At 43.7% G+C, this 12,460-nt stretch carries 10 protein-coding genes; 3 read left to right on the plus strand and 7 right to left on the minus strand.

What is annotated here, in order from left to right; genetic code table 11:
- The 7 genes from D1151_RS15690 to D1151_RS15720 form a co-directional block, all read right to left on the minus strand.
- Positions 1-239: proline racemase family protein (locus D1151_RS15690; protein ID WP_161909502.1), on the minus strand; the 239-nt coding region annotated here is incomplete at its 3' end.
- Positions 240-1,211, minus strand: a complete 972-nt coding sequence (locus D1151_RS15695; RefSeq protein WP_161909503.1) for an ornithine cyclodeaminase family protein — start codon at positions 1,209-1,211, stop codon at positions 240-242. It abuts the gene before it with no gap.
- Between the two features lie 69 nt (positions 1,212-1,280).
- Positions 1,281-2,882 (minus strand): PDZ domain-containing protein, encoded by a 1,602-nt coding sequence (locus tag D1151_RS15700; protein ID WP_160202353.1) that lies wholly within the window; start codon positions 2,880-2,882, stop codon positions 1,281-1,283.
- Positions 2,883-2,895: 13 nt separating this feature from the next.
- A complete protein-coding gene (locus tag D1151_RS15705) occupies positions 2,896-3,351 on the minus strand; it encodes a RidA family protein (RefSeq protein WP_160202354.1) in 456 nt (151 codons plus the stop codon).
- Positions 3,352-3,375: 24 nt separating this feature from the next.
- Positions 3,376-4,764, minus strand: a complete 1,389-nt coding sequence (locus tag D1151_RS15710; RefSeq protein ID WP_161909504.1) for an MFS transporter — start codon at positions 4,762-4,764, stop codon at positions 3,376-3,378.
- Between the two features lie 52 nt (positions 4,765-4,816).
- A complete protein-coding gene (locus D1151_RS15715; protein WP_160202356.1) occupies positions 4,817-5,977 on the minus strand; it encodes an aminotransferase class V-fold PLP-dependent enzyme in 1,161 nt (386 codons plus the stop codon).
- On the minus strand, positions 5,974-7,260 hold the full coding sequence (locus tag D1151_RS15720; protein ID WP_160202357.1) for a Xaa-Pro peptidase family protein: 1,287 nt from the start codon (positions 7,258-7,260) through the stop codon (positions 5,974-5,976). The genes D1151_RS15715 and D1151_RS15720 overlap by 4 nt, the downstream gene beginning before the upstream one ends.
- Before the next feature lie 258 nt (positions 7,261-7,518).
- Between D1151_RS15720 and D1151_RS15725 the strand changes: the two genes are divergently transcribed.
- The 3 genes from D1151_RS15725 to D1151_RS15735 all read left to right on the plus strand — a co-directional run bounded on the left by D1151_RS15725 (position 7,519) and on the right by D1151_RS15735 (position 12,178).
- Complete coding sequence (locus D1151_RS15725) at positions 7,519-8,091, plus strand: helix-turn-helix domain-containing protein (protein ID WP_160202358.1); 573 nt, start codon at positions 7,519-7,521, stop codon at positions 8,089-8,091.
- Between the two features lie 69 nt (positions 8,092-8,160).
- The gene (locus tag D1151_RS15730; RefSeq protein ID WP_161909505.1) at positions 8,161-10,209 is read left to right on the plus strand and encodes a Sapep family Mn(2+)-dependent dipeptidase; all 2,049 of its coding nucleotides are present in this window, start codon (positions 8,161-8,163) and stop codon (positions 10,207-10,209) included.
- Positions 10,196-12,178 carry a S9 family peptidase gene (locus D1151_RS15735; protein ID WP_161909506.1) on the plus strand — a complete coding sequence of 661 codons (1,983 nt, stop codon included), beginning with the start codon at positions 10,196-10,198 and terminating at the stop codon, positions 12,176-12,178. Before D1151_RS15730 ends, D1151_RS15735 begins: the two co-directional genes overlap by 14 nt.
- The last annotated feature ends 282 nt before the right edge of the window (positions 12,179-12,460 follow it).

Below are 12,460 nucleotides of genomic sequence, written 5' to 3' on the forward strand. Positions count from 1 at the left end.
TGGATAAAGACGATGCCCAGGTCGCTCTCCTCATTGACAGGAGGCGTGAGGAAACCGCCGTACATGTCATCGTGTCCACGTGGCTCAAGGAGCGCTATCTTTCTGAGATTGTCAAGATGTGCTGTGGCATAATGGCGCTTTTCTGCCATGGTGCTGCCGATGATCTCAGGAAAGCCTCTTGTGATAAGTCGAAAGGGCTCTCCTGCTACATGAAAATCCAGATACTCCAGTGTTTTCATTTAGAATTCGACCTCCACTCCGATGTTTTCCTTCTCTGCTGTTTCACAGATGTATTCTGCGGCTGCAAGATCCACCAGCGCCATGCCTACGGTTTTAAAGACTACCGTATCTGATGCAGGTTTTGGCTGGCTTCCATCTAACACGTTATGTAAGCATTTTACATTTTTCTCATCAAGAAGTCCCTTTTCAATTCTTGTCGATAAGTCTCCGCTTTCTTCGCAGGCATACGGCAAATCCACATACACATCCTCGGTAATTTCAAAGAGGCTGTCCGACAGTTCTTTCATATATGGTTTGTAGGAACCTACTGCAATGTAGCATTTTCCCTTTAAGAGCTCCGGCTCCTCAGGCAATACCGGCTCTGTCGCAAAGGTTGTCGTCACTACGATATCAGAGCCGGAAAGCAATTCTTCTGCGCTTTTGCAGATGATCATTTCGGGATTGCCAATGGCTGCTTTCTGTAAATCCTCGGCATACTGTTTCAGTGCATCTTCCGGCTTGAACGGGTCAAACAAGCAAATCTTTTTGATGTTTCTCACAGCTGAAATGCACACGCCCTGGGAAAAACCCTGCACACCGCAGCCTACAATCCCTACGGATGCTGCATTTTCATTGGACAGCTCTCTAGCTGCCAGTGCGCCAGTTGCGCCGGTACGCCAAGATGTGACTCTCTTTGCATCAAGCAGCGCCTTGCTCTGTCCTGTGGTTCTGTCGTTTAACACCACCACACCGTCGATGGACGGCAGTCTGCGCTCCCTGTTTTCCGGTACCAGCGCCAGCATTTTAGTGCCGCAGGCATGCTCTGTAAAGCACGGCATGTACAAAAACGTCATGCCACCTTCTTCAAAGCCATACCTCTCCGGCATGGCAAATTCTCCTTTTCCATAGATACCAAAGGCTTTCGCCACGACTTCTACCATTTCCTTTGGCTCCACGATTTTATCAATATCATTTTGATTGATGATTTTCATTTCTGTTTCCTCCTAAACACTTTAACTATCTATTATTTAAAAGGAGACTGTAACGCAGTCTCCTCCAGTTTAACATTTTACATATTGCCAGCACGGTACATTTTCGCCTCTTGGTAAATATTCAATCGTAAGTTCCGTCTCACCACGACGCACCTGATAGACTAAATGCATGGTTTCATCGTCTACGACATCCCATTCAGAAGACGCTTTTAGAATTACATCTCCATTTTTTAGCCCTGCTTTTTCAGCATTAGATCCCGGTTTTACGCCTGTTACAACTTGATCCTGAGAATACCGTACCGTATCATCAAAGCCATTATCCATGACTGGCACGGCAACTTTCTCTATGGTATATTCCGGTCCGAAAAAGTCCGCTGCCGGAGCAGTAATACCTTCCTCCATAAGTTCCGTAAGCCGCAAAGAAGCCTTTCCAGCAGTGTATAAATCCGCAAGCTCAACAAATCTGTTCCAAGTCATCGGAATACCTTCCTTTGCCCCGTCCAGGAGTTCAACCATCAAATTATACATTCTCACTTTTCCTTCTGTGCAACGATTTAACAAAGCATCTAGCTCAATCAATGCCAGTACACCTCTGCCATATGTCACTCTCTGTGCATAACTATGGGTCCATGATTTTCTGAATGCACTGGCAAAATCCCCTTTGCTATATGGATTTACATAATATGCACGAAGTTTTTCATTAATCATATCGACATATCCATCTGAGTCAATTTTTCCCAGCAAGAAAAGAATATAGCAGCTGTAAAATTCTGCTGTACCCTCTGCGAAAAGAGAAATTTCTTCTTCTCTATCAGCGCTGACAATCAGCCAATTATGTACTAACTCATGCGCAATAATCGGTTCGGCTTCTTCGATTTGATTGATTAACTGATCACCGAATCCAAAGGAGCAGCATCTGGTCAGTCCTGTTCCGGTTGCAACAGTTCTAGGCGTAGGATACAGGAAAATATAATAAGGAATATCCTCATCATGGAACATTTTTTCTGTATGATCGAAAAGTTCCGCCATACTTTTGCAAAAATCATCAATCATCCGAATTTCATCTGCAAGCCATATGATATGCAGCTTACTTCCTTCCCTATGAAACTCTTTCAGGTTGCCTGCCATATAAAAGGTTTCTTTCAGTTCCTTTGCCTCACAGCATTTTGAAAAACTTCCTTTTCCATAGCTGCAGACAGCCTCGGCCTTTGAAGAAAATGATGATAAATCGTGTTCTATAGAAAATTCAAACTTTCCATTCATCGGCAGCACCAAAAATGCAAGCCCTGATGCAGTATATCCACCATATGTCTGAAACAGTGAGAACCCAGGATCAGCTTTCTTTGGATTCTTTTCCAAAGTTTTCGCACGATATGTTATTACGAGCCTGCCTGAAACATCTCTATCAAAGTAATATGAACGCTGCGGACCAAAATCACCCATACCATCTTCACAGGTAAATCCAAAGCTTCCTGTATCATCCTGTAGCTGAAAATCCTCTGTTCCATATCCTGTCATCGCGCACCCGGCATAAAATACCGGATGCACATCGAAAATGTCGCCCTTTTTATAGGAGGCTGATTCCATAACAACAGTTGTTTCCACAGATGTGACAACATTTTCTGACAAGAATGGCTTTATTTTTACATGAACCTTTGATAAATTCTCCATATTCATACTCCTTTTAGATTTCTACAATGGCTTCTACTTCCACAGGAACATCCATCGGAAGCTGATTTACGCCCACTGCAGTTCTTACATGCTTTCCAAGCTCTCCAAAGATGTCATACAAAAGCTGTGAAGCTGCATTTGCGACGATATGCTGCTCAGAAAACCCTGTCTTGCTGCTCACATACACCTGTATTTTTACAATACGCTTCACTTTGTCTAAATCTCCCAGATAAGCTTTCATCGCACCAAGCATATTAACGGTACAGCATCTGGCAGCTTCTTGTGCCTCCTCAAGCGATACCTCATCTCCTACCTTTCCTGTTGCAACTGGTTTACCGTTCGCAAAAGGAATCTGCCCTGATGTAAACAGACAATTTCCAACCTGTCTCACAGGAACAAATATCATATCAGATTTAGAAGTCTCCGGAAGCTTAATGCCTGCCTGTTCTATCTTTCTTTCAATTTCCATTTCTCCAGAATTCCTTTCTAACTCTTACTGAACCTGCTTTTCTTTTCTTGCTGCAATTTCTGCACGCATCATTGGCAGCCTTTTCTCAACTCTCATCAGATACAGGAACAGCAGCAACGCAATTCCATAGATGACCGCTTCTGAGGTAATCGTCATATGGAAGAAAATATTGACAATATTTGCCGGCTGTGTAGCTGCATTAGGGTCGAACCCAATCAGACCGATGACATAGGCTGCAATGGACCCGCCAAATGCTAAACCAATCTTTGTTCCAATCCCATATGCACTCATTACTACAGCTGTATTTTTTCTTCCCGTTTTCCACTCTCCATAATCTAGAGAATCCATCAGACACTGCGTCAGAATATTGGTAGCCAGTGAAGCGCCTGCAACAGCGATAAGTGCACCACAAATGTATATCTTTGGATTTGAAACATGAATAATCACCATGAACAGCATTGCCGCAACATCAATTGCAGCACCCAAAGCACCCGTGCCTGCATTACCAAGCTTCTTATGAAGCGGAACTAAAAGGAGCGTCGCACCGATGGTGAAAAACACGCCGACAGAAGTTGTGACAGACATAATGTTTCCATCTCCTAGGTGATAAGTACAGAAGTATAACAACATGGAACCTTGTAAAGATGAGAACAGCATCTTAACGACCTGAATCAGAAATACAATGCCGGATATCTTGTTCTGTACCAGCGCAGAGAACATCTCCTTTACAGTCGGTGCAGGTGCACTTTCTCCTTTTTCCGTATCATAGTCATTATCTTCATAACCTTTACAGCCAATAATTCCAATCAATCCCATTAACAGATATACACATGCATAGATTGCCGCCAGTTTGGTAAAAGCAGTTGCCGGATTTGAAGTGGACAGCACTGCAACAAGGGGCATTGTAACCGCCGGCACGACTGCATTTAAAATGTTACCGAAAACGCCTGAATATGTACCCAACTTTACTCTTTCCGCTCTGTCTGTTGTCAGCTTCGGCTGCAGCGCACTCATCGGAATAGAATAAGCGGTCTGTGACATGCCAAGGCAAATAAAAGTTGCTGCCGCCCAAACTACTTTCATGGTATAGGATAGATTTGGTGCAGAATAACATAGTACCATAAAAATTGCGATTGGAATCATCGCCCGCTTCATCCACCACAAACAGGTTCCACCCGGCTTGTTCGACTTTTCTATCATCGTGCCCATCAATGGATCGTTGATAAAATCCCAAACTCTTGCAATCAGGATGATTGTCCCTGCTACACCGCCGGACAAGCCCAGTACACTGACATAGAAGAATACCAGAAAATACATTTGAATTAACATCTGAATTGTCGGCGCTGTCGAAGCTGCCGCATAGCCCAGTTTTACCCGCATAGGCAATTTACGGTTTGTGTCTTGTGTGTTCATTTTTTTTCCTTTCTTAGATAAAATTTATAATTAGAAATAATTGATAACAATACTATTTCAGTACATCTGCCAAAGTCTGTGCTGCTAGAAGCGCTTGTTCCTGGCTGTTGTAATAATGAAAAGAAATACGTAAATACCCTTCTCTGATGTGTGCATAGATTTTTTTATCAGCAAAGGCGTTCTTTAACTGCTTCGTTCTGTTCTTATCAAATTTCAGGCAGATGACACCGGACCAGTGTTTGCAGTCTTTGCTCCCCAAGATTTTCATTTTATCTTCTAACGGAGAAAGTTCTTTGCGAAATAAGTTCTCCAGCTTCAGACAGTGAGTGTAAATCCTATCAATACCGATTTCAAGAAGCAGCTCTATGCTCTTTCCCATAGCTGTAATGCCATAAGAGGAGAGCGATCCTCCCTGTATGCCTTCTAAGCCTTGTCTATAGGGAAGCACCGGTATCTGCATCATGTTCGTCATGGTTTCTTCGTCATACATAATGTTGTAGTCTGAGTATACCTCCGGCTTCAGCATTGGCTGCAACTTCGGGCAGCAATATACAAAACCCGTACCGAGAAGCCCCAGCATACCCTTAAATGCAGCTGTGCTTAGATAGTCGATGTTCATTCTTTCAACATCGACCGGTACTCTGCCCAGTGCCTGAATGGCATCTACGGCAAAAATAATCTCTCTCTCCCTGCAAATTGTTCCAATTCTTTCGATATCCGGCATGAATCCGGTGTGATTATGTACCAGAGAAAGATGCACAACTCTCGTTCGCTCTGTCATCTCGCTTAGGATATCTTCTGCCGAGAACGTTCCGTTTTGCGTTTTGATAAGCTTAAGTCTAATACCTTCTGCCTGTCTCTGACCCCATCCCAGTAGAATAGTTGGATATTCAATAGCTGTTGAAATCACTTCATCTTCCGGCTGCAAATCCAGCGACTTCGCAAGCAGCGATGTTCCCTGTGTCGTATTCACTGTAAACATGATATTATCCGAATCTGTATGAAGCAGCCTTGCAACCTCTGCCTGCACCTTTAGCCTCTGACGTGCATAAACTCCGTCAAGGCTAACTCTTCCAAAGCTTTTTGCAAATTCATCCGCAAAAGACCTGCAATAATCCAGGGTTCTCTTCGGCGGAAGCCCCATGGATGCCACATCTAAATATGTAATGTTATTTAGATAGTCATATTCCTTGTAATACCTCGTTTCAATCATAACTCTTCTATTGTGTTATTTTTCATCATTGCTTCAATTTCATCAATGGTTTTCGGAATATTGCTGCTCAGTACTTCGCAGCCAGTTTCTGTAATCAGCACATCATCCTCAATACGGATGCCTAAATCCTTATCTCCAAAATACACGCCCGGCTCTACGGCAACAATCATACCAGGAACAAGCCTACCCTCCTCATCTTCGCGTTCTTCATGGCAGGAAAGTCCAATTCCATGATTTACCATTCCAGGGGTTACATAGTTGATTCTAAATTCACTGAGCAGAGTTCCAATGCTTTCTCCATCCTTCAGATATCCACCTTTACGCAACTCTTCTGTGAAGTAGGCATTAGCTTCCTGTCCGCACTCCTGTCTGGTTTTTCCAGGTTTCATACTGGCAATGGTCATTTCCTGCGTTTTGAGCACCACATTGTACCAATGAGCCTGTTCATCAGTAAAAGTTCCGTTTACCGGATAGGTTCTGGAAATATCACAGCAATAATCGTTATAGAAGGTAGCAATATCCGCAAGAAATAAATCGCCATCCTTTGCAGTAGCTTCATTGGCATAGAAATTATGCATGATAGTGGTTTCCTTTCCAATTAAGGCCTGTACGATATCTCCGCTGCCGCCCCGCATCTTAATTTCGTGCTCGAGAATACTCTGCATCTGATAACCTCTGATTCCTGGTTTTAACTGTTTTGCTGCCACAGCCAGCGCCTCTTCTGTAATATCGATGGCTTTCTGAATCTGTGCAGCCTCCAGTGAACTTTTGCGCAGGCGCATAAAGTCAAGTTCCTTGCTTAAACTTCCGATTTGAACACCCGGATATGCTCTGGTAATTCTGTCAGCCAAGATATTTTCATATCTGGTATATTTGGTAAATCCATCGAAGCTGGAGCAAAAATAGACCTTCTCTAACTTCGTCCAGGTAGCCAGCGATTCTAATACATCTTCAAAATCCTCCATATACATGACTGCCTGGATTCCCGTCTTTTCTCTGTAGTATGTAGGATCAAGACTTCGTCCCAAATAAAATTCTTCATTTGCAGTTCTTCTTTTTACAAAAAGGTACTCCTGCAGCATACCATGTGCTTTTACCAGCATCAAAAGTCCTTCAGCAATGCTCATTCCTGTCAAATAATAGAAATTCTTATCCGTCTTCTCTCTTTGCGGTATTCCAACGACTCCAAGCTCATCATTGCCACCAAAAGAAAGCAGCAGCTGACCGTCTATTAGCTTTTCAGCAATTTTCTCTCTTCTCTTTCTAGCTTCTTTCTGATACATTTTAAAATCCTTTCTGCGTTAAAAGTATTTTCTTTCTTATAAGATATTCCTCTTTCGTGAAATTGTCAAGTTATATTTTCACAATAAAATAATTTTTACGACATTTTTTGCAAATACGCAAAATTTACCCGCAATATATTTCATATTAAAATAATTCAAGTTGACAAAAATAGAAAATTCATCTATACTGAAGACAGAAATAAAACACAGAAATAAAACACAGAAATAAAACACAGCAATGAAAGGACAATCAGCATTATGTCTACAAACATAGGTGAATATGTAAAGAAAATCAGAACTGAGCAAAATTTAACTTTAAAAGAACTCAGTGAAAAAAGCGGACTCTCCGTCAGCTTTCTTTCTCAATTTGAACGTGGGATTAGTACCATCTCAGTAGACGCACTTCTGGAGCTGGCTGAAGCACTGAGCATCGATTCTCGGGAAATTATTATGGAATCTCTAGCAACCAGTCAGCCGAAGGATGATTATGTTCTGAGAAGTTACAGCCGTCATACACCGCAGATTAGTGCCAAGAATCAGATTCAGACCGATCTTTCCGCCTTTGGATATGACAAGAAAATGCTCGCGCGTATGTACACTCTTCTTCCGGGCGAATCTGAGGAAAAGGTGCTTCCTGTTACTCACGAAGGCGAAGAATTTATCTACGTTCTGGAAGGAATCCTTACACTGGAAATTGATAATGTCAGATACGATCTACATCCTGAGGATACTGCCCATTTTCCATCCACAAAGAAGCATATGTGGTATAACGAAACCAGCCGTAATGTAAAGTTCATTCTGGTGAATTACCCATATCATGCAAAAAAATAATTTCATAGTCTGATTTCTGCGTGTGTGCACTCTGCTTACACGCTTTTTTTAAGAAAAGAGGTATTAGTAATGTATGAAAAAGAACTAGCCGCTTATTTTGAAGCGCACAAAGACGAATTTTTAGAAGATCTAGCTACCTTGGTCGCGATTCCCAGCGTTAAGGCAGAACCATCAGACGGCTGCCCCTATGGCAGACATACTGCAGAAGCCCTGTCCCAAAGTCTTTCTATCGCAGAAAAATACAACCTGTACACAGAAAACTGGGAAAACTACGTTGGCATCGTCCAAATTGAGTCGGGCAGACGCATTCTGGACATTCTGGCACATTTAGATGTGGTTGCACCTGGTGAAGGCTGGGAAGTAACGGAACCTTACACCATGAAGGTATCTGATGGAAAAATTTACGGCAGAGGCACTGCCGATGACAAAGGTCCTGCGCTGGCTGCACTTTATGCACTGCGAGCAATTAAGGATCTGCAAATTCCACTGCGAAACGGCGTCCGCCTGGTGCTTGGAACGGATGAAGAGTCCGGAAGCAGCGATCTTCTACACTACTTCAGTAAAACCAGACCTGCCGCTATGAGTTTTTCTCCTGACGCAGTCTACCCTGTTATTAACGTGGAAAAAGGCAGATTAAACGGCAAAATCACAGGACACTTTGTTCATCAACAAATACTGGAAGTCCACGGCGGCCATACGACCAATATTATTCCGGATTCAGCCTGGGCTGTCCTTCAAAATATTGATGAAGCGAAGCTGGTGCAGACCGCCTCCTCCAATCAGATTACCTACAGTCTTACCCCGACAGACAAAGGTTGTAAACTTACTGTCCATGGTGTCTCCGGTCATGCCGCATCTCCTGAGGCTTCTGTGAATCCGATTACTGCTTTGCTGCAGCTTCTTTCAGAATGTACAGACTGTAAGGAAATCAAGAAGCTGTGCGCGCTCTTTCCTCACGGCGCGCATCATGGTCAAGGCTTAAATCTTAATCTAGCGGATGAAGTATCCGGAGAGCTGACTCTGAGCCTGACTGTACTGGATTATAACGGTTATGCTCTTTCTGCAAGCTTTGACAGCAGAGTTCCGGTTTGCGGCAGCCGGGAAAAGCTACAAGCTGCAAGCGACGCCATTTCTGCTGCAGGTTTTTCTTATGAAGAAGACTTCGTTGCTCCCCATGCAGTTCCTGACAATACGCCGTTTATCAACACCCTACTCGACTGCTACGAAAACTGCAGCGGTCGCAGAGGTCAGTGTCTTGCTATTGGCGGCGGTACTTACGCCCACGGAATTGAAAATGCTGTCGCTTTTGGCTGTGCCTTTGGTGGCGTTGACAATCATATGCATGGTGCAGATGAATTTGCGGAAATCTCAACACTCCTTATGAGTTGTAATATTTTCGCACAGGCAATCATCCGACTCTGCGGAAAACCTACCATTATTTTGCCGAAGGACAAAGTTTATGGAACGGTTCTATGGCTTCAGCAAGCAAACTCTAAGGATGCCAGCCCTTTATTCCAGCAGCTTTCTGCGGCAGGAATTGCCATCATTCCTATTATTGTAGACAAGAATGGAGAAACTGCTGAAAATCTGGAAACAGTAGAAAAAGTGCTGACAGATATTCTGGCAGATGATACCCTCTCCGCACTGCCTGTTGCAGTTTCCGGTATCGGCTACGGCGGCTTTATTGCCGGACACCTTCTTGCCAGAAAAAACTGCTTTGCTGCAGGTGCCATTATCAGCGGACTTACCAATCCGGCAACAGCCTATGGAACCTGTAAAGGTATTGCCCTTTCCCAAAAAGTACTCTCAGGCAATTTTTCCATGATGGATTATCTAGGCGATCTGACAAAAGATAGTGTGGTCTATCATTGTGACGACATCCATACGCCACTTCTGCTGCTTCACGGATTTCGCGATGAAATCTACGGATTTGAACAGGCAGAGCAGCTTTTTACTTCTATCAAGGAGCGGCAGCCCCAGTCGGAAATACGCATGGTTGTTTTCCCGACAGGCGATGATAAGCTTGCTGAAGATCCTAACTGCAAAGAAAAATACTGTGAAGAACTCATTAGCTGGTTCACAAAATATCTGAAAGGAGAAACTCATGATAAAGCATAAAAGACTTCCCAAATTTGAAGATTGCGAAACTATTGAAAGACTTACTGGCGGAGATTATCTTGCCGCCAAGAACTTAATTGCCTATAGTTCTACAGAAAACGGTATTATTCTGAAAGACTTTTCTAACGGAGAACTGCGCCTTATTTCCGGCGGTGGTACAGGTGAACGCCGCCCTGTATTTTCCCCTGACGGCACCAAACTTTTGTTTCTGTCGTATCAGAGCGGTCAATTCTGTGTTGTAATTTATGACCTGCAGAGTGCTGTGCTAACTACCATCGTGCATTCAAATACACCGATCTCTGATCCTATATGGTCCCCCGATGGGAGCAAAATCCTTTTTGCCTCAAGCATTAGCAAAAGTTCTAGCGATGTGCCTGATCGTAATGCACCTATTGTGATTGAAAATCTCGGATATAAATTTGACGGTCTAGGTTTTCGCACACCGGATAATGCCACTCATCTTTTCATCGTGCCATCTGACGGCAGCACGCAGCCTGTGCAGATTACCACTGGCAGCTATGATTATCTCCATCATAACTGGCTCCCCGACAGCAAGCAAATCATCTGTATTAGCAACCGTTTCAGAAACAGTGAAGAATATCTTGGCTACGACCTTTTGAAAATTGATACCTTAACCGGGGAAGTCCTGCAGCTTACCAGGAATCTTTGGATGGTCTCCTATCCAAATCCACTACGCCCAGTCTGCACCCCTGACGGACAGTTTATCATCGCAGGCGTCATGGATGCGAAGTATGCAAAGACTATCAGCACCGGTACATTTCCGGAGACTTATCTGTACAAAATTGCAGCAGACGGTTCAAGCAGTCAGCAGATCTTTTTCCCAGATGAAAACTGTTACCAGTGCGTCCAATTTCCATATAACGCAGGCTCCGGAATGGGACTTGATAAACTACAAATAAGCAGTGACGGCACCTTTGTTCTCTTTCACAGCGGCTGGCAAGGACAAGGCGGGCTGTTTCGCTTACCTTTAGACGAAAGCACTGGCGGTCATGCACAGCCCATTAACAGAGGAAAACACACTTATCATGGTCTCAGCAAAATTCAAGATGGAAAGGTGCTGGTCAGCGTATGTGAGGATACGTTAGCGGAAGCCTATGCCCTTGTGGATATCGATGAAGGATGTATCATTAAAAAGGTCGTTCAGTCAGCAGAGGAGTTTTTACAGGATGTTTCTCTCAGCCAGCCAACGGACTTTTCTGTTCCTACTTTAGATGGCTGCAGTACTGTTCACGGCTGGGTTCTGCCGCCTCACAATATGGAAGAAGGAAAAAAGTATCCGGTAATCCTCTATATCCACGGTGGTCCTCACCCATTTTACACCTATGCTCTGACTTTAGAACACCAGGCCTTTGCTGCAGAAGGTTTTGGCGTCATTTGCTGTAATCCAAGAGGTAGCAGCGGCTACGGCTGGAAGCACCAGAATATGGGAGATGGCAGACGTACAGAGCCTTATTATGACTGCCTGCAATTTGTAGATGAAGCTATTCGCAGATTTCCTTGGATTGACGAAAACCGCCTAGGCGTTACTGGCGGTAGCTATGGTGGCTATATGACCAACTACATCGCTGCTCATTCTAAACGCTTCAAAGCATATATTTCCCAGCGAAGTCTTGCTAACGATCAGATTATGTATGCCAGCTCTGATGAAACCGGAAGCAGCGCAGGCTTCGATTCTTTCCCACAGTTTATGATGGAAAATCTAAAAAAATCTGTGGTATCTTACGCAGAAAACATCGACCGTCCATTTCTGATACTCCACGGTTCCGATGACTGCAGAACACCTGTGGAAGCTGCAAAGCAGCTATATACGGCTATCCGTGACACACATCCTAATCTACCGACTAAGCTGGTTTTATATCCGAATACCGGACATTCTCAGCCAGAGGATCCTGCCATGCTGCAAAGCTACTATAATGAAATGGTATCTTGGTTTCGCAAATACCTTTGAAGTTCAAAACGGTTCTATAATAAATGTTGGGGCGACCGCCTCAACATTTATTCTTTCCACAACTCAATACTAAACGAAAAGAGACAGATTTAGCTCTGTCTCCTCGGTTGTTTTAAAAATTTTTGTTTGTGCTCCACTCCAACATTTGACATTGAGCCGATTTTTTTATTCTGCTTTCTTCACCATGCAGCCCTTCTTGTACAGCGCAATTCCGTACTTTAATATCGGTCTGTATCCGTCAGCTGAAAGTGGTGCAGCATAATCCTGCGCTTCTATCTGCTG

This window comes from Emergencia sp. 1XD21-10 (assembly GCF_009936045.1).
GTDB lineage: Bacteria > Bacillota > Clostridia > Peptostreptococcales > Anaerovoracaceae > Senimuribacter > Senimuribacter intestinalis.

Bases quoted from the DNA above. Each gene is read 5' to 3' on its own strand.
- D1151_RS15710 (WP_161909504.1), bottom strand. From the start codon at position 4,764: ATGAACACACAAGACACAAACCGTAAATTGCCTATGCGGGTAAAACTG.
- D1151_RS15700 (WP_160202353.1), bottom strand. From the start codon at position 2,882: ATGGAGAATTTATCAAAGGTTCATGTAAAAATAAAGCCATTCTTGTCA.
- D1151_RS15715 (WP_160202356.1), bottom strand. From the start codon at position 5,977: ATGATTGAAACGAGGTATTACAAGGAATATGACTATCTAAATAACATT.
- D1151_RS15695 (WP_161909503.1), bottom strand. From the start codon at position 1,211: ATGAAAATCATCAATCAAAATGATATTGATAAAATCGTGGAGCCAAAG.
- D1151_RS15725 (WP_160202358.1), top strand. From the start codon at position 7,519: ATGTCTACAAACATAGGTGAATATGTAAAGAAAATCAGAACTGAGCAA.
- D1151_RS15720 (WP_160202357.1), bottom strand. From the start codon at position 7,260: ATGTATCAGAAAGAAGCTAGAAAGAGAAGAGAGAAAATTGCTGAAAAG.
- D1151_RS15730 (WP_161909505.1), top strand. From the start codon at position 8,161: ATGTATGAAAAAGAACTAGCCGCTTATTTTGAAGCGCACAAAGACGAA.
- D1151_RS15735 (WP_161909506.1), top strand. From the start codon at position 10,196: ATGATAAAGCATAAAAGACTTCCCAAATTTGAAGATTGCGAAACTATT.
- D1151_RS15705 (WP_160202354.1), bottom strand. From the start codon at position 3,351: ATGGAAATTGAAAGAAAGATAGAACAGGCAGGCATTAAGCTTCCGGAG.